The 18,268-nt window shown below is 64.3% G+C and carries 12 protein-coding genes; 6 read left to right on the top strand and 6 right to left on the bottom strand.

Annotated elements, in window-relative coordinates; genetic code table 11:
• Positions 1-36 precede the first annotated feature (36 nt).
• Positions 37-1,170 carry an NAD(P)/FAD-dependent oxidoreductase gene (locus A3AU_RS0122165; RefSeq protein ID WP_027054823.1) on the bottom strand — a complete coding sequence of 378 codons (1,134 nt, stop codon included), beginning with the start codon at positions 1,168-1,170 and terminating at the stop codon, positions 37-39.
• A gap of 37 nt (positions 1,171-1,207) precedes the next feature.
• Positions 1,208-1,876, bottom strand: a complete 669-nt coding sequence (locus A3AU_RS0122160; RefSeq protein ID WP_027054822.1) for a peroxiredoxin — start codon at positions 1,874-1,876, stop codon at positions 1,208-1,210.
• 147 nt (positions 1,877-2,023) lie between these two features.
• Here A3AU_RS0122160 and A3AU_RS0122155 point away from each other — a divergent pair, with 147 nt between their 5' ends.
• Positions 2,024-3,730, top strand: coding sequence for an AfsR/SARP family transcriptional regulator (locus A3AU_RS0122155; protein ID WP_027054821.1), 1,707 nt, complete (start codon positions 2,024-2,026; stop codon positions 3,728-3,730).
• A gap of 25 nt (positions 3,731-3,755) precedes the next feature.
• Here the strand turns inward: A3AU_RS0122155 and mocR are convergent, their stop codons facing one another.
• Positions 3,756-5,216, bottom strand: a complete 1,461-nt coding sequence (mocR, locus tag A3AU_RS0122150) for a rhizopine catabolism transcriptional regulator MocR (protein WP_027054820.1) — start codon at positions 5,214-5,216, stop codon at positions 3,756-3,758.
• 97 nt (positions 5,217-5,313) lie between these two features.
• Between mocR and A3AU_RS0122145 the strand changes: the two genes are divergently transcribed.
• The 5 genes from A3AU_RS0122145 to A3AU_RS0122125 all read left to right on the top strand — a co-directional run bounded on the left by A3AU_RS0122145 (position 5,314) and on the right by A3AU_RS0122125 (position 10,468).
• Positions 5,314-6,432, top strand: coding sequence for a Gfo/Idh/MocA family protein (locus A3AU_RS0122145; protein WP_027054819.1), 1,119 nt, complete (start codon positions 5,314-5,316; stop codon positions 6,430-6,432).
• Positions 6,429-7,328, top strand: a complete 900-nt coding sequence (iolE, locus tag A3AU_RS0122140; protein ID WP_027054818.1) for a myo-inosose-2 dehydratase — start codon at positions 6,429-6,431, stop codon at positions 7,326-7,328. The genes A3AU_RS0122145 and iolE overlap by 4 nt, the downstream gene beginning before the upstream one ends.
• A 112-nt stretch (positions 7,329-7,440) precedes the next feature.
• Positions 7,441-8,397, top strand: coding sequence for a rhizopine catabolism ABC transporter substrate-binding protein (locus A3AU_RS0122135; protein WP_051355435.1), 957 nt, complete (start codon positions 7,441-7,443; stop codon positions 8,395-8,397).
• Between the two features lie 179 nt (positions 8,398-8,576).
• The gene (locus A3AU_RS0122130) at positions 8,577-9,674 is read left to right on the top strand and encodes an ABC transporter permease (RefSeq protein ID WP_027054816.1); all 1,098 of its coding nucleotides are present in this window, start codon (positions 8,577-8,579) and stop codon (positions 9,672-9,674) included.
• A complete protein-coding gene (locus A3AU_RS0122125) occupies positions 9,674-10,468 on the top strand; it encodes an ATP-binding cassette domain-containing protein (protein ID WP_027054815.1) in 795 nt (264 codons plus the stop codon). The genes A3AU_RS0122130 and A3AU_RS0122125 overlap by 1 nt, the downstream gene beginning before the upstream one ends.
• A gap of 405 nt (positions 10,469-10,873) precedes the next feature.
• Here A3AU_RS0122125 and A3AU_RS01000000135860 read toward each other — a convergent pair whose 3' ends face one another.
• The 3 genes from A3AU_RS01000000135860 to A3AU_RS0122110 all read right to left on the bottom strand — a co-directional run bounded on the left by A3AU_RS01000000135860 (position 10,874) and on the right by A3AU_RS0122110 (position 18,153).
• Positions 10,874-14,653: an IPT/TIG domain-containing protein gene (locus A3AU_RS01000000135860; RefSeq protein WP_245235547.1), complete on the bottom strand. Its 3,780-nt coding sequence runs from the start codon at positions 14,651-14,653 to the stop codon at positions 10,874-10,876.
• A gap of 329 nt (positions 14,654-14,982) precedes the next feature.
• Positions 14,983-15,249, bottom strand: coding sequence for a hypothetical protein (locus A3AU_RS1000000139035; protein WP_154674635.1), 267 nt, complete (start codon positions 15,247-15,249; stop codon positions 14,983-14,985).
• A 465-nt stretch (positions 15,250-15,714) separates the two neighbouring features.
• Positions 15,715-18,153: a GcvT family protein gene (locus tag A3AU_RS0122110; protein WP_027054814.1), complete on the bottom strand. Its 2,439-nt coding sequence runs from the start codon at positions 18,151-18,153 to the stop codon at positions 15,715-15,717.
• Positions 18,154-18,268 lie beyond the last annotated feature (115 nt).

Raw genomic sequence — 18,268 nt, 5'->3', positions numbered from 1 at the left:
GATGGTCGCCGGCTCGCCGGCGACCGCCGGTCGATATCAGCGCCCGAACCAGCGGGCCTTGCGGCTGGAGCCGAAATTCGCCTTGTCGACCCGGAGGGCCTCCGACGGCTCGTAGAAGGCGCCGGTGGGTTTGGGGCCGGAAAAGAAATCCACATCCACCCTGGCGATCCTGTTGGCCCCGAACTCGATATAGCAGGATCCCGCTCCTGGGTTCCTGGCCGTCTGCTCCTCGCCGCGGAGCCTGGCTATCAGGTTGGCCGCGACGGTGCGCGCCGCCCCCTCGGCGAAGACACCCGCCTTCGGCGCCCCGGTATTGGCGAGGTCTCCGAGCGCATAGACGCCGATAAAGCGGGTTTCCAGCGTGCGCGGATCGATGGTCACCCAGCCGCCTTCGGTCAGCCCTGCCGCGACGACGACATCGGGAGCCCGGTTCCGCGGCACGCCCAGGAACAGATCGCACGGCAGTTCGCCGCCATTGTCGAGCGTAACCACCTTGCGCCCTTCGTCCACGGAAACCACGCGGGTGCTGGGTATGAAGGTGATGCCGCGTTCGGCGAAGGCCGCCAGAAGCGCCTTGGACGTTTCGGGAGATGGCGGCACCGGGCTGGACATCGGGTTGACATAGGTGATCCGGCAATCGCCCCGCACGCCTTTTTCGGTCAAATAGTCATGCAGCATCAGGGCGCATTCGCTGGGCGCGGGCGGGCATTTGTAGGGTGCGCCGCAGACGCCGATCACGGCATCGCCGTGGATAAAACCGGGCAACAGTTTCGCCATGTGGGCGGCGCCCGGAACGGAGTAGAACTCGTTGCGACCAAGCGTGATGCCCGGCGTTGCCGAGACGTCGTAATCGGCGCCAAGCGCGAGCACCAGAATGTCGGCCTCGTGCACGCCCTTGTCGGTGGTCACGCGCCGGCGTTCCGGGTCGATGGCGGTGACGGTCTCGCGCTTCATCGTCACGCCGACCTTGGCAAAGTCCGCGTAAGGCAGCCGCACGGCATTTTCCGTCGACCGGCCGAACATCACGTCGAGCTTGGCGTAGCCGAACACGAAGGCATCCGACTTGTCGATGAGGGTGACAGCGATGCTGTCACCCAGGGCCTCGGACAAGGACGTGCTGAGTTCGAGGCCACCAAATCCGGCGCCTAGGATAAGGATGCGGGTTTTCATCTGTAGTCTCCTGTTGCCTGGTGCCTCGAGCAAAGACTCAGGCATTGCCATGAGGCTGCGGGACGATGCGGATGTACGGCTTCGGCTGCTTCCAGCCGTCGGGATAGAGTACCTTGGCTTCATCGTTCGAAACCGAACCCGCGATGATCACGTCGTCGCCCTGCTGCCAGTTCACCGGAGTGGCAACGCGATGTCTGGCCGTCAGCTGCATGGAGTCGACGACGCGCAGAATCTCGTCGAAGTTCCGGCCGGTGGTCATCGGATAGGCGATCATCAGCTTGATTTTCTTGTCAGGTCCGATGACGTAGACATGGCGCACCGTCTGGTTGTCGGCGGCCGTGCGTCCCTCGGCGCTGTCGCCGGCCGTGGCCGGCAGCATGTCGTAGAGCTTGGCGACGGCAAGCATCGGGTCGCCGATCATCGGGAAGTTCGGGGCATGGCCCTGGGTTTCGGCGATGTCGCTTGCCCATCCGGCATGACGGTCGACGGGGTCGACGGAGAGCCCGATGATCTTGACGCCACGCTTGTCGAACTCGGGTTTCAACTTGGCCATGTAGCCGAGTTCCGTCGTGCAGACCGGGGTGAAGTCCTTGGGGTGGGAAAACAGGATGCCCCAGGACGTGCCCAGCCAGTCGTGAAAGTTGATCGGGCCCTGGGTGGTCTCGGCGGCGAAATCGGGGGCGGTGTCGGCGATACGAAGAGACATTTGATCCTCCTGTGGGAGATAGTTGGAATTGACTACGGGTGCAGACTAGGCAACCTATGTTCCGCCAGCGTTCCCCGCCGCGCAGACGCTTGTGACGGCAGGCTTTGGAGCACATGCGGCAACCGGGCATGCTGAAAGGGCCTCCTATTGCGCGTTCGAATTCAACTGCTTGGCGGCTTCAGCGTCAGTGTTGACGATCAGGTCGTTCCGGCAGCGGCATGGCGCCGGGACCGGGGCGCCGCATTGGTGAAGCTGCTCGCCGTCAACCACTCGCACCGCGTGCACCGCGAACAGGTGATGGAGGCGTTCTGGCCCGATCTTGATCCCGAGGCCGCGGGCGCGAACCTGCGCAAGGCCATCCACTTTGCCCGACGCGCGCTCGGCGCCCATGAACTGATCGAACAAACGGCCGAGATTATCACCCTTGGCCCTGTCGCCGACCTCGAAATCGACGTCGAGACGTTCGAGGCGGCCGCCAGACTTGCCTTGCGCGGCGAGGATATCGCCGACTGCGAAACGGCCGCTGATCTCTACACGGGAGACCTGCTGCCGGACGACCCCTATGTCGACTGGTTCGATACGCCCCGGCAGGCCCTGCGGCAGCGCCATGCCGCCGTGCTGCGGGCGGGCAAGCTCTGGCAGCGCCTGATTGCGATGGACCCGGCCGACGAGCAGGCGCAGTGCGCCCTGATGCAGGCGGCACTCGACGCCGGCAACCGGGCCGAGGCGATCCGGCTGTTCAATCAGCTGAGCAATTCTCTCCGTATCGATCTCGGGGTCGGCCCAGGCGTGGAGACCGTGAAGCTCTACGAAAAAGCGCTGGCCGTGCCCTCTGTCGACCCGGTCGGCTTGAGCGACCGCATCCGTGCCTCGCTGGCCTGGGGCCTGTTGCACCTGCAGAGCGGCGACTTCGCCAAGGCCGGCCAGGTCGGCAGGGAAACACGCGAACTGGCGATGGATGCGGGATTGGCCCGCGAGGTTGGTGAGGCAAGCGCCCTGATCGGCCTGGTGGCCCACATGCAGGGCCAGTGGCGAGAATTGTTCCGCGCGGAATTCATCGAATGGGTGCGGTCCAAGCCGGCCTTTGTCTCCAATGTTTTCGACGGGCATCTATGCCTGGCCGAATTCTGCCTCTGCAGCGCCAAGGGCCATCACGACATCGCCGCGTCGGCGCGGGAACTCCTTTCGGTGGCCGAGGGCGCCGGCTCGGTTGCCGGGCGTGGCCTTGCCTCGCTCGTGCTGGGGGAAGCAGCGCTGTTCTCCGGCCAGTTGGCCGAGGCCGAGCGCATGCTGACCGAAGCCGAAAGACTCTATGCTCAGGTGGGAGCCGTCGCCGGCCGCGTGCTCGCGCTCCAGCGCTTGACGGAACTCGCGCTTGCCCGCCGCCAGAAATGGCAGGCGGGACGGCTGATCCGCCGCGCCACGACACTTGCCCAGTCCTCCTGGCTCGCGCCGCACCTGCTGATCAGCCTGAAGGGGCTCGAGGTGCGCGCCGCCTCGACGCGGGAAAGGATCGCCGAGACGATCCGCGAGGGGGACCGCATGCTGTCGGCGGGTTGCAATTGCCAGCCTTGCTCGATGACCTTCCGCACCGCCGCGGCGGTTGCCCTTGCCGAAGCGGGCGAAACCGAACAGGTCAACCGGCGGCTCGACGAGGCCGAACGGGTGGCCGGCATGTGGAACGGCGGCCCATGGGTGGCGGCCGTCTGGGAAGCCCGCGGCGTCCAGCGCCGGGCCGAGCGCAGCGAAACCCGTGCCGTGGCGGCGTTCGAGGAAGCGGCCACGCGCTTTGCCGCGCTGGGCAGACCCATCGACGAGGTGCGTTGCCGGGAGCGGATTGCAAGTCCGGCCTAGTACCGCTCGTCTGTCCTAGGCGGGATTATTCGGCTCGCGAAAAATGGCTTTGCAGCACGGCGCGAAACTTCTGCATCGTCTTTTCGGTTGTCGGCGCATCGGCCGCCGCGAAGCCCATGACGAGGCCATTCTGCTCCGTGCCGTGGCGGTACTGGATCGACAGCGCCGAAACGTTGATGCCCTGCTGGAACGCCGCTTCGGCAACCGCCCTGTCGCTGCATCGCTCGCGGAAAATGCCGACGACCTGGATGCCGGATTCGGTCGTGTGGAAATCCAGCCATTCTCCGAGATGCCTTTGCGCGCTTTCCAGGAAGAACTGCCGTCTCTCCGCATAGAGCCGCCGCATGCGCCTCAGATGGCGGGTGAAATGCCCCTCGTTCATGAAGTCCGCGAGCGCCGCCTGGGTCAGCAAGGGCGCGAACTGGCCGCTGACGCTCAGCGCCGAGACGATCGTGTGGTCGATCGCCTTGGGCGCCACCAGGAAACCGAGGCGCATGGCCGGGAAAAGGATCTTGGCGAAGGTACCGACATAGACCACGCGGTCCGACGCGCCGATGCCCTGCAGCGCCGGAATGGGCTGTCCTTGAAAACGGTACTCGCCGTCATAGTCGTCCTCGATGATCCACGAGCGCCAGCTCTCGGCCATGTGCAGGAGATTGAGCCGCTGTTCCATCGGCATGGTTATGCCGAGCGGATGGTGGCAGGAGGGCGTCACGAAAATCATGCGCGGAACGACCGGCGGCGGATCTAGGGTCCAGCCGGCATTGCTGACGCGCAGCGGCGCCAGCCTCGCCCCGGCCGAGACAAAGGCCGAACCGGCGCCATAATAGCCTGGCTCCTCCATCCACACCGTGTCGCCGTCATCGATCAGCAGCCGGGCCAACAGGTCGAAGGCCGACTGCGCGCCATTGGTGACGACGATCTGCTCTGGCGTGCATTTCACGCCGCGCGAGGCGGTGAGATAGCGCGCTATGGCCTCGCAGAGCGGTGGATAGCCCTTGACGTGATAGGTCCCGAAAAGATCGATATGCGCGAATTTGGCGCGGCGGCTGAGCAGTTTCGACCAGGTGTTGAACGGAAAATTGTCCGGGTCCGGCATGCCGGGATGGAAGGCAAGCATGCCCGGCCGGCCATGATGATAGGGTTGCGCAAGCATGGTCTGCCCGCGCCGCGACAGCGGATTGGCGTCCTCGACCGACACATGCACCGCCGCGGTCGAACGGGTCGGCAGATCCATCACCACGGAAGGCCTGCGCGGGCGTATCGCCAGATAGCCCTCCAGCGCCAGCTGGTCGCAGGCGGCGATCACCGTGTTGCGGCCGACATTCAGGTCCCGCGCCATGACCCGTGTCGAGGGCAATGCGTGGCCGCTCGGCAGCACGCGCCGTTCGATCAGGCCGCGCAGCTGGACATAAAGCTGCCGGTGCAGGTTGGCGGGACTGCCACGATCCAAAGCGATGCCGTCGACGGGAAAACTGCTCTTCATCTGGTTCCCAAAAATCAATGGAATCTGGTTCTAACAATGGAACCAAAGCCGTCCTAGGCTCAAGAAAAAAGCGTATGGGTTTAGATGGGGCTGGCCGATGCGGTGCATAAGGGTAGGAGTGATCGGTGCGGGCGGCGTCGCCCAGGTCGAGCACATTCCGAACCTGCTCAAGCTCTCCCGGCAGTTCAAGATCCTTGGCGTCTATGATCCGTCGCCAAAAGTCCGCGGCTTTGTCGGCGAGGAATTCGGCCTCGAGACTTTCTCCGATCTCGACGCGCTTCTCGCCATGCCGCTTGACGCCGTGGTCATCGCCTCGCCGGATGCGCTGCACCGCGAGCAAAGCCTTGCCGCTTTCGCCAGGGGGCTGCATGTCTTCTGCGAAAAGCCACTTTGCTACAGCGCAGCCGACATCGATGAACTGATCGCTGCCAGGGATCGCGCCGGAAAGGTGCTCCAGGTCGGCTACATGAAGCGTTTCGACCCGAGCTACGAGGCGGCGCTGAACATGCTGCCCGGCACGGCGCGCACGCTTCGCTACGTTTCGGTCGAGGTCAACGATCCCGACGCCTGGCCCTTCATCCGGCACGCCTCCACTTGCCGGGGTGACGATGTCGCGGCGGGGTTGATTGCGTCGACCGAAGCCAAACAGCGCGAGCAGGTGGACCGCGCGGTGCCCGGCATCGACGACCCCGACGCCTTTCGCGGCTTTGTCGGCCCCTATGCTTCGTCGATCGTCCACGACGTCAACGCCGTCCATGGCTTGCTGGACGCGCTCGGCGTCGCCGATGGCGACATTGTCGGCGCCTCGCTCTTCGCCAAGGGCGAAGGCGGCCAGGGCACTGTCCGGCTGCTCGGCGGGCAGGCATTGTGGACCATGGCGCATGTCGCCATTCCCAGGCTGCCGGATTACCGCGAGCGCATCACGCTCTATTTCGACGACGCCTCGCTCGAGCTGGAATTCCCCTCGCCCTATCTCAACCATCAGCCGACGCGGCTGACCGTCCACACCGGCGACGGCCACACGCTCTCCAGCCGCGACATCCGCAGCGGCTACGAAGAAGCCTTCGTCGAGGAGCTGAAAGGTTTCTGGTCGGCGATCGTCGAAGGGGCGCCGGTGCGCAACACCGCCGAGCATGCCCGCCGCGACATGACCCTGCTGGCGGGGCTGGCCCGCCACCACCTTGCCCAGCCGAAGCAATCAGGAGTTCGCCCGTGACGGTTCGCATCGGCATCAATCCGATCACCTGGACCAATGACGACGTGCCGGAACTCGGCGGCGACACGCCGCTCGAGGTCTGTCTAAGCGAAACCAGGCAGGCCGGCTATGCCGGCACCGAGCTCGGCGGCAAGTTTCCGCGCCGCTCGGCCGAACTGAAGCCGATCATGGACCGCTACGGCCTTGCCGTGATTTCCGGCTGGTATGATGGCCGTTGCGACGAGAAGGATGTCGGCGCGGAGATGGATGCGATCACGCCGCATCTCCAGCTCTTGAAGGATATGGGCTCGACCCATGTCGTCTATGCCGACACATCGCGCGGCCGCCACAACGCCATCTGGGGACCGATCTCGCAGCGCCCCGCGCTCGGCCCGGAAGAATGGCCGGCCTATGGCCGCAAGCTGACGGCGCTGGCCGAGAGGATGGCTGATTTCGGCGTGCGCATGGCATTCCATCATCACATGGGGACCATCGTCGAGACCGATGCCGAGGTCGGCCTGTTGATGCGCCACACCGGCGAGGCGGTCGGCCTGCTCTACGACACCGGCCATTCGATATTTTCCGGCGGCGACCCGCTGGCGCTCATCAAGGCGCAGGTCAAGCGCGTCGTGCATGTGCATTGCAAGGACGCCCGCAAACCCGTGCTCGAGCGTGCCCGCGCCGAGGACATGAGTTTCATGGGAGCGGTCATGGAGGGGATCTTCACCGTCCCCGGCGACGGCTTCATCGACTATCCCGCCATTTTGCGCGTGCTGGCCGACAATGGTTACAGCGGCTGGCTGGTCGTCGAGGCAGAGCAGGATCCCAACAAGGCCAACCCGCTGACTTATGCGACAATGGGCTTCCAGAACCTGTCTCGCATGGCGAGACAAGCCGGATTTGACGTCATCGAATGATCGGGGCCGTTTGCGGCCTCCAGGGAACCAGTGCTGAGGAATAAGACTGGAATAAAGGGGCAACTGGACCGCCAACCGTAACTGCGGCGGCGGAAAACAAACAGGAGGTTCTATGTTTTCGCTTGCGAAATTAATAAAGCCTGCGCTCGGCCTGCTGGCCGGCTTCACGATGATGGCGGCGGCCACGACCCTTGCGGCCGCCGACGAGACGCGTGTGGTGTTCGTCACCCATGGCCAGAGCGGCGACCCGTATTGGTCGGTGGTCAAGAACGGCATGGACGATGCCGCCAAGACGCTCGGCGTCAAGGCGGAATATCTGGCGCCCGAAACCTTCGACATGGCCAAGATGGCGCAGATGATAGACGCCATCACGGCCTCTAAGCCCGATGGCATGGTTGTCTCGATCCCCGACACGGCCGCCCTTTCGGCGTCGGTCAAGAACGCGGTCGCGGCCGGCATCCCGGTCATAGTCATCGATTCCGGCGGCTCGAAACTGACCCATGACCTTGGCGGCCTGCTGTTCATGGGGCAGGATGAATTCCAGGCGGGCGTCATGGCCGGCGAGCGCATCAAGGCGCTCGGCCTCACCAAGGCGGTCTGCGCCAACCATGAGGTCGGCAATTCAAGCCTCGACGACCGCTGCGCCGGCTTTGCCAAGGGCATGGGCGTCGACGTTCCGGTGATGAACGGCGTCATCGACCCGACTGAAATGAAGAACCGCGTGATCGCCTACATGACCGCTCATGCCGATACACAGTTCATTCTCGCCGTCGGCGCCAGCGGTGCCGAGCCGACGCTGGCCGCCCTCGATGAGCTGGGCCTCGCGGGCAAGGTGAAGACCGGCACGTTCGATCTTTCGCCGACGATCCTGCAGGCCGTCGTCGCCGGCAAGATGGAATGGGGCATCGATGCCCAGCAGTATGCCATGGGCTACATCCCGGTCGCCATGTTCGACCTCTGGAAGAAATACAAGATCATGCCGATTGCCGACTATCCGACCGGCCCCGGCTTCGTCACCAAGGACACTGCCGCCTCGGTTATCGAGCTGTCGAAACTCGGCAAGCGATAACATTGGCGGCCGGGGCCCGCCCCCGGCCGCTTCACAAAGCAATTCCAGGAAAAGTGTGAGCGGTTTTCCCGGGGAAACCGAGCAGCGCTTTCCCCAGGGAATTGCGTCAAGGCAAGGAGATGGAGCGGTTCGGCGTTTCCGTGAAACGATGAACGGCTCCATGTGAGGGTTACGTAGCCATGGTTTCAGAGATTCGCGACGAGCGGGTCCGGTCCGTCTCACGCCTCAGCCGCCTGCTCGCCAGGCCTGAGCTTGGCGCGGCCGCCGGCACCGTGCTGGTCTTCGTGTTCTTCGCCGTCACGGCGGGAAGCTCAGGACTGTTCAGTGCCAAGGGTATCATCAACTTCCTCGAAGTCTCGGCCCAGCTTGGCATTCTCGCCGCCCCCGTGGCGCTGTTGATGATCGCCGGCGAGTTCGATCTGTCGGTCGGCTCGATGATCGGCTTTGCCGGCATCCTGATCGCCATCCCCGCAGTGTTCTGGGGCTGGCCGATCTGGCTTTCGCTGCTGTTCACCTTTGCCGTCTGCGGTGGCATCGGCGCGCTCAACGGGCTCGCCGTCGTCAGGACCGGCCTGCCCTCCTTCATCGTCACGCTCGGCAGCCTGTTCATGCTGCGCGGCCTGACCCTTGGCCTGACGCGCGGCATATCGGGGCGGACCCAGGTGTCGGGCGTGCATGAACTGGCCTTGCACGATCCGCTCAACAGCCTGTTTTCGGGACAGGTGCTTTCCGGCCTCATCGCCTGGCTGGCCGATATCGGCTTGATCGGCAAGCGGGCCGACGGCCTGCCGTCGATCTCGGGCATTCCGGTGTCGATCGTCTGGTGGATCGTGCTGACATTGGCCTGCACCTGGCTGTTGACGCGCAGCCGCTTCGGCAACTGGATCTTCGCCGCCGGCGGCGAAGCCAATGCCGCGCGCAATCTCGGCGTGCCGGTGGCGCGCACCAAGATCACGCTGTTCGTCATGACCGCACTCGCGGCTGCCCTGTTCGCGGCGATCCAGGTGCTGGTCACCGGTTCGGCCGACACGCTGCGGGGCACGCAGAAGGAATTCGAGGCCATCATCGCCGTCGTCATCGGCGGCACGCTGCTGACAGGCGGCTACGGCTCGGCCGTCGGCGCCATGTTCGGCGCCCTGATCTTCGGCGTCGTCCAGATGGGCATCTTCTACACCGGCATCGACACCGACTGGTTCAAGCTGTTCATGGGCGCCATGATGGTCATCGCGGTGCTGTTCAACTCCTATGTGCGCAACCGCGCGATGAGGAGCCGGTGATGGCCGAGCCCTATGTCGAACTGAAATCGGTCAGCAAATATTTCGGCTCGGTCGTCGCCCTGAAGGACGTGTCCTTCGACGTCTGTCCCGGCGAGGTGCACTGCCTGCTCGGCGACAATGGAGCCGGCAAGTCGACGCTGATCAAGACGCTGTCGGGCGTCTACACGCCCGACGAGGGCGAGATCCGCGTTCAGGGCAAGCCGGTACGCTTCGCCTCGCCCGCCGACACCCGCGACAGCGGCATCGCCACCGTTTACCAGGATTTGGCGCTGGTGCCGCTGATGAGCGTGGCGCGGAACTTCTTCCTCGGCCGCGAGCCGATGCGCAAGTTCGGGCCGATCAGCCAGTTCGACGCCGATTTCGCCAACCGCACCGCCTATGACGAGATGTCGGCGATGGGCATCCAGCTGCGCGATCCCGAACAGCCGGTCGGCACGCTGTCGGGCGGCGAGCGGCAATGCCTGGCCATCGCGCGCGCCGTCTATTTCGGCGCCAAGGTGCTGATCCTCGACGAGCCGACATCGGCGCTCGGCGTCCACCAGGCATCCGTGGTGCTGAAGCTCATCGTCCAGTCCAAGGCGCGCGGCATCGGCGTCATCTTCATCTCCCACAACGTCCACCACGCCTACGTCGTCGGCGACCGCTTCACCCTCCTGAAGCGCGGCAGGAGCACCGGCACCTACGCCAAGGGCGAAATCAACCGCGACCAGCTGCTCAATTTGATGGCGGGTGGGAAGGAACTTGTGGACCTGGAACAGGAACTGGCGAAGTCGGGCAGGAATGGCGGGGGGTAACGGGGCGGCGCTGATCGAAAATCTTTCGCTGTCCCGCCTAACAGCGCGGCGCCTCTGCCGTGCAGCGGCCAGCCGAGATAGCTGGTTTTTTGGCCCAAAAGCGCCATACGTCACCCAGAGCGAACGGCCGCTTTGCGCCTCAGCTCAGACGTTCGGCGGTGATCATAGACATCGGCAGAGCGGACACTCGCGCTGTCTTGCTCTAGCGCCGGAATGGGCGGGGGCGGGCACAAGTTGCGACTTCGTGAACCCGCGTACACGGCGTTCGGCAAAGCGTTGCACGAAATGGTCGGCAGGAACCGCGACCATGAGTGACTCTCGGCCTAAACCGAAGGGCAAAGCCCGATGGTTCTATTCCGCCTTTAGCAGCAGCGCCACCCGATCCGTCATCGATCGCCGAAGGCGTTAGAATGGCACCTGTGCTTTCGCGCTCAGCGTCCAGGTCTTCGTGTTGCTGCCAAGTCCGCCTAATTCTCCGCCGATCGCGACACCGGCTCCGCCGGGGAAGCGGGCGGCGAGACCGCCGGTCGCGCGCGCCGACCATCCTTGCAGCCGGGTTGTCGATGCCTGCGGGAGGCCGTCTGCGCCGAGGATCGCGCCGCTATCCTCCGTATTGAAGTAATAGTCGCCGTAGAGCCCGGCGAACGGCGTCAGCACGATGCCGCTATCCGCCCATGGCAACGGGTACGCAGCCTTCACGCCACCCGAGGCCCGCCCGGTCATGAAGTCATAGCTGCCTTGTTGGGTGCCGAGAGAGTCGACATAGCCATTTTCATGCTCCCACAGCGCGTAGACCTTCGCGGATGGCTCGATGAGGAAGCCGGCAGTCTTGTAGCTACCGGTCAGGCCGCTCGAAAGCATCCAGCGCTCGCCAGTGAAATTGCCCTGCGCGATGCCGGCAACGCCATTGTATCCGATGCCAGAGTAGGTGACGGCCGCATCGTAACGCAGTGTCGGCAGGATCTTCCAGCCCAGATAGGCGCCCGCGGTCCAGCCGTCGCCCTTCAGCTTCCCGTCGATGTCCTGGTCCGTGTAGCTGAAGGTCTCCCAGCCGCCGACCACGCCGATCGCAAGGTTGGGCCTTGGCTTGTAGGTGAGGCCCATCAACGCATTGACCTGCTGACCGTAGAGCGATGACTCCGAGGTCTGCGGCAGGCCATTGTTGTTCGTCGTGTTCCAGCGGTCGATGCCCGAGGTGCGAACGTCGGCCCAGAGCAGCCATTGCTTCGTCTGTTCAAATTTCGGAGGCGCCTTCTCTGGCATCTGCTGATTGATCGCGGCAAAGGCGTCTTCGACCCGCGAGCCGCTGCCTGGGGCCTCTGCGAACGCGTTACCGCGTCCGTCAGCGCCGAAAGCGCTGCTGGCGATTCCAGGCGCGCTTGCCGTTGGCCCGGCCTGAACATCATCGGATGGGTCGGCGAAGAAATTGAAGCGTATGTGCCCATTGCCTGGCGTCATGAAGGCAGCGTCTTCGTTGAAGCTGTCGGCGATCGCGTCATCGATTGCGCCTGATATCGCCTGGCCCGAGGCTTGCGCCACCACCTTGGTGACGTTGATCTGAAGCGCCCGCAGCCGTACGCTGTCGATCGGCACGTCGACCGTCTGCGCGAGTGACGGGGAAGTACTCGGCGCAAACGTCGTGCTCCCGCCGTAGCTGGCCGTGATCGTGTGGCTGCCTATCGCAAGAGTCGAGGTGCTGAAGGTCGCTAGGCCGCCCGACAAGGTAGCGGATCCGATCGTCAGGCCTCCGTCGGCGAATGTGACAGTGCCCGCGGGCGTTCCACCCGTCGCGGCGACAGTTGCGGTGAATGTCACGGGTTGTCCAAACTGACTCGGATTTTGTGAGGACGCCAGCGTGGTCTGCGTCGTCGCCGATTGATAGGTGAAGCGATCGCCGGACGTGACGGCGGACGTCTGCGAATTGGTGGTGACGACGATATCCACCGTGCCCGTGCCGGGTGGCGAGACCGCCGTGATCGAGTTCGCCGAATTGACCGTGTAACTGGCAGCGTTCGCCGCACCGAACCGGACGGCGCCGGCGCCAGCCGTTCCCGCGAAATCTGATCCGGTGATGGTCACCGAGGTGCCTCCCACCGCTGGACCTGTCGTTGGAGAGATCGATGTGACAACCGGGGCGCCAAGATAGCTGAACTGATCGGCGGCAGTGGTCGCGGATGTTCCGCCCACGGTCGTCACTGTGATGTCGACGACACCCGTGCCGGCTGGCGCTGTCGCTGTGATCGATGTTGCTGAATTGACCGTGAAGCTGGTAGCGGCCGTAGCGCCGAAGGTCACCCCTGTAGCACCGGTGAAGCCGCTGCCGGCGATGGTCACGGTGGTGCCGCCGGGCGCCGGTCCCGAGGCCGGCGAGATCGTCGTCACCGTCGGCGCTGCCGTATAGGTGAACTGGTCAGCCGCCGACGTAGCGGAGGTCCCGCCTGGATTGGTCACCCTGATATCGACGGTCCCGGCGCCGGCAGGGGAGACTGCGGTGATGGACGTCGCGGAATTGACTGTATAGCTCGTTGCCGCCGTCACCCCGAACGTCACGGCCGTCGCTGCCGTGAACCCGGTGCCGGTGATTGCCACCGAGGTGCCGCCCGCAACCGGACCCGCCGTCGGCGCCACTGCCGCCACGGTTGGAGCCGCGGCATAGGTGAATTGATCGGCGGCCGAAGTCGTCGAGGTGCCGCCGACCGTGGTCACCTGGATATCCACGGTGCCGCTCCCGGCCGGTGCGACCGCGGAGATCGAGGTCGCGGAATTGACGGTGAAGCTGGTGGCGGCCGTACCGCCGAAGGTCACCACCGTGGCTCCCGAGAAGCCCGAACCAGTGATGATCACGGTCGTGCCGCCTGTCTGTGGCCCCGACGTCGGCGAGATCGAGGTGACGGTTGGCCCCGCGACGTAGGTGTACTGGTCGGCGGCCGAAGTCGCCGAGGTGCCGCCCGTGGTGGTGACCCTGACATCGACCGTGCCAGTGCCGGAAGGTGCCGTCGCGGTGATCGAGGTGGCGGAGTTGAAGGTGAAGCTCGCGGCCGAGGCGCCGAAGGTGACCGCCGTTACACCCGTGAAGTTGGTGCCAGTGATGGTCACGGTGGTGCCACCGGCCGTCGGGCCAGCGGTCGGTGAAATCGAGGTGACGGTCGGGGATGGGATATAAGTGAACTGGTCGGCTGCCGATGTTGCCGAGGTTCCGCCGACGGAGGTCACCCTGACGTCGACCGTGCCGGTGCCGGAAGGCGACGTCGCGGTGATTGTGGTCGCTGACACGACGGTGAAGCCCGTCGCGGCCGTCGCCCCGAAGGTGACGGCCGTCGCTCCCGAGAAGTTGGTGCCGGTGATGGTCACCGTGGTGCCACCGGTGCCGGGTCCCGACGTTGGTGAGATCGAGCTGACGGTTGGAGCTCCGACATAAGTGAACTGGTCGGCGGCTGATGTGGCCGAGGTACCACCTGCCGTCGTCACCTTGACGTCGATCGTGCCGATGCCGGATGGCGACGTTGCGGTGATCTGGGTTGCGGAATCGACCGTGAAGCCTGTCGCAGCGGTTGCGCCAAACGTCACCGCCGTCGCACCCGACAGATTGCTGCCGGTGATGATCACGGTCGTGCCGCCCCCCTGCGGTCCCGCTGTCGGCGAGATCGAGGTGACGGTTGGCCCCGCGACGTAGGTGTACTGGTCGGCGGCCGATGTGGCCGAGGTGCCGCCCGTGGTCGTGACTGTTACATTGACGGTGCCCGCCGAACCAGTCGGCGCGACCGCGGTGATCTGGGCGTCGGAATTGACGGTGTAGCTCGCTGCGTTCGTAGAGCCGAACTTCACGCCACCGGCGCCCGTGGTGCCGGTGAAGTTCGTGCCCGTGATCACGACCGAGTTGCCGCCGCCCAAAGACCCGGATGTCGGCGAGATCGCCGTCACGGTCGGCTGGGCCGAGCAGGTCACTGTCGCCTGGGACGACCCAGGTGGATTGCTCCAGATATAGACGATGAACTGGGTATCGTTCGCAGGAAGAACATAGTTGCCACTGAGATTGAGTTCGGCGCCTGCTGCCCCGTACTGCTCGAGAATGACGGTGTTCCCATTGTCCCCGTAAAGCGCAAACCCGGAACCGTTGAAAGGGTCGGAGGGCGCATTCGTATCTCCCGACGTCGTGGCGGAATAGGTGATCTTCTCACCGGCCAAGAGGCTGTATGTCAGATATTGGCTATTGCCAGACGAGACCGAGAGCCCACCACCCCACGTCGTGTTGATATCGCTGCAGCCGGCAGATATCGCAAAGGAAGGCGATACGAGAGCCAGTTGAAAGACCACCACAAGAAGCCATGCGAGCGACGCATGACCGTATCTTGCACGGTTGCGGGCTGCCAAAATAAGGCCAAACATCGAAAGCATTTTTGAAATCATTGCATCGGCGAAGAGTATCGCCCGCCCCCAGCCCGAAACCCAATCCTGCCACGCAGGCATGCCCATATCGGCCATAGCAGTCCGTTTCGGTTCTTGCCACAGAAAACTCACAATTTGGGGGCGTGCCGCCGGCGGCCGGGCCATGTTTTCCAGCGCGTGATTTGATTGCGCGCGGCCGTCGCGGCCTTCGTGCAGGACGCGAGAGGATGATGTTCGCCGTGCTTTGCGTTCGAAACCGAATCGGCGCGGCACTGTTGCCACTCAGCGTACGGCTTCTTCAGCTCCAGGCGGCGCAGCTGACCAACCAATACTTCGACGATCGCGCTATGCTCGCGGATGTTCCAGGGATGCACTTCCGTGCGAACGCGTCTCAATGAACGGTGTCAACTTGTCCGTGGTGCCCATCACGAGCAATCGAACCTCTTACTCATGCACGTGGGTAGGGTACTTCGAGGTCAAGGCATTCCAATTCAATAGGGATGCAATGAGGTGGCGAGGTTGGTTGCACCGGTAGCAGCTCCAGACTCGAACCGTCCAGCAACCAGATTTCCCGAAGGGCCACTATGGGTCCGGCAGCGGCAGGTCTGCTTCCCTGTCTTCGAGGCCAGAATCGGACGTTCCGCTTCCGGCCCCATTGACGTCATCCGAGAAACTCGCTGCGAACGAGCACTTTGGCGAAACGCAGATTGTCGTCGCTTCGACCAGTTCGCTCTACCCGATCGAGGTGTCGTCGAGCGGTCGGCGCGGATGAATGAATTTGGGTCCCGTCGCTTCATGCTTGGAGATGTCGAGGTCCGGCCGATGCTCGGTCCAAACCTCTGCCGGACATCTTCGCCCCCTTACACCCGCGCCCTGGCCGAGCTCGGATCATAAGGCGAATCCGCGACCACCTCGGCGACCTTCCACTCCCCCAGGATCGCCACGTCCAGCTTCGTACCCGGCTTGCTCAGCCGTTCGGGTAACAGCGCCAGCGCAATGTCGTGCCCAAGCGTGTAGCCATAGCCGCCCGACGTGATGCGCCCGACCAGCTGGCCATCGATATAGAGCCCCTCGCAAGCGAGCGTGCTGGCGCCGTCGGTTTCTATTCTGAGCGTCACCGAGCGGCGCTGGTCGTTCTTGTCCTTGTATTTCAGGACCGCGTCGCGGCCGATGAAATCGCCCTTGTCGAGGCGGATGAAGCGTTCGAGGCCGCTCTCCAGCGCGTTGAGTTCGGGGTTCATGTCGCGGTACATGGCGCGGTAGGATTTTTCCAGCCGCAGCGATTCCAGCGCATGCAAGCCGACCAGCCGCATGCCGTGCTTCTCGCCCTCTTTCAGGATCGCGTCGAGCAATTGCCGCTGGTAGGCTATGGGATGATAAAGCTCCCAGCCGAGCTCGCCTTCATAGTTCACCCGCAGTAGCCGCACATCGCTGGCAAGCGCCACGTTGCCGGTCTTCACGCCGAACCAGGGAAAGGCGGCGTTGGATAGGTCGATCTCGGTCAGCGGCTGCAAAACCTCGCGCGCGTTCGGCCCGACGACGGTGAAACAGCCGCGCTCGTTGGTGACGTTGCTCAGGCGGACGCTGCCGTCGGTGGGGAGCAGTTTTGAGAGATCGTCGAAATTCCAGCGCTCGGCGCGTGGCGTCGAGATGAGATAGAAGCTGTCTTCGCCAAGCCGCGCCACCATATATTCGGCCTGCACGCCGCCGCCGACAGTGAGATGATGCGCCAGCACCGCCCGGCCGGCCGCCGGCAGCCGGTTGGCGAGAATCCTGTCGAGCCAGGCGGCGGCGCCTGGCCCCGAGACCTCGAACTTGGTCATCGGCGTCATCTCGACCAGGCCGACGGCGTTGCGCACGGCCTGCACTTCCTCGCCGACGAACACGCCCTTGGCGGTCCAGCGCCAGCTATATTGGTCCTTGGCCTCGACACCCCTGGGCGCGAACCAGTTGGGCATCTCCCAGCCATTGAGCACGCCCCAGACGGCACCCAGCTCGCTCAGCCTGTTATAGGACGGCGCGGTCTTCTGCGGGCGGGCGGCAGGCATGTCCTGTCCCGGATATTTCTGCTCCGCATGCGTGCCCCAGGCCTCGCGGACCTTTTCGCGCGTCCAGGCCTTGTTGGCGTAGTCGCCGAAACGGCGCGGGTCGAGATCGGAGGTATCGAGGCTGTTGCGGCCTTCGACGATCCGCTCCGACAGGTAATAGCCGATCGTGCCGCCCCACAATATGCCGCCCGGCACGCCCTCGGCCAGCCACACATTGGGCAGGCCCCAGGCCGGTCCCATCAGGGGAAGCTCGTCCGCAGTCATCTGGAAGGGGCCGCGCACATTGGCCTTGATGCCGGCGCGTCCCAATGACGGCACAAGTTGCGTTGCCTGCTCCCAGTTCCACGACACCGCCTCGAAATCCTCTTCGACGAGGTCGGCGCCGAACCAGGCGGGAACGCCGTCCTCGGCGAACAGCTTGAGGTGTTCGGTGCGCTCGTAAGGCCCGAACATGAAGCCGTCGCCCTCCTCGCGCAGATAGCCCTCAAAACCCTCGTCGCGCAGGATCGGCATTTCCGCCCGCCCCTGCTTCTTGCGCTCGACGATCTCCGGCACCGGTTCGGTGATCCAGTACTGGTGCAGGATCGGAATGGCGGGAATGTCGAGGCCGAGCAGCGCGCCGGTCTGGCGCGCGTAATTGCCGGTCGCGCAGATCACGTGCTCGCAGATGATGTCGCCCTTGTTGGTCTGCACCCGCCATTCACCGCCGGCGGTCCGCTGAAAGCCCGTGACCTCGGTATTGAGATAGACCTTGCTTCCAAGGTCCCGCGCGCCTTTGGCCATCGCATGGGTCACATCGGCCGGCGCGATATGGCCGTCATCGGGATGATAGAGCGCGCCCAGCATCTGCTTATTGTCGAGAAGCGGGCACAGCGCCCTTACTTCCGCCGGCGACAGCAGATGCGCCCGCATGCCTTGAACGCAGGCGACGCTCATATAGCTCTTGTATTCGTCGAGCCGGTCCCTGGAATTGGCGATGCGCAACTGCCCGCATTTGTGCCAGCCGACCGGCTGCCCCGTCTCAGCCTCCAGCCCTTCATAGATCTCGATGGTCTTGTTGATCATCCGGCCGATACTGATGTTGCGGGCATAGGATGGAACGAGACCGGCCGCGTGCCAGGTCGAGCCGGCCGTGAGCTGCGTGCGTTCGAGCAGCGCAACGTCGGTCCAGCCGCGCTTTGCCAGCCCATACAGGATACCCGCACCGACGCATCCCCCGCCGACAATCACCACCCGCGCATGCGTCTGCATAGATCCGCCAAATCCTTAGTGTTTTCATAGGAGCATCGTCGAAGCTACAGATGGCGGAAGGCGGTGTAACGTCTTCAAAAATTGCCGATGATGATAAGCTGGGTTTATGCAGGCG

The sequence above is a fragment of the Mesorhizobium erdmanii USDA 3471 genome (assembly GCF_000472705.1).
GTDB classification, from domain to species: Bacteria; Pseudomonadota; Alphaproteobacteria; order Rhizobiales; family Rhizobiaceae; genus Mesorhizobium; species Mesorhizobium erdmanii.
The sequence above is the reverse complement of the archived record's forward strand: the minus strand, read 5'-3'. Positions and strand labels throughout refer to the sequence as shown.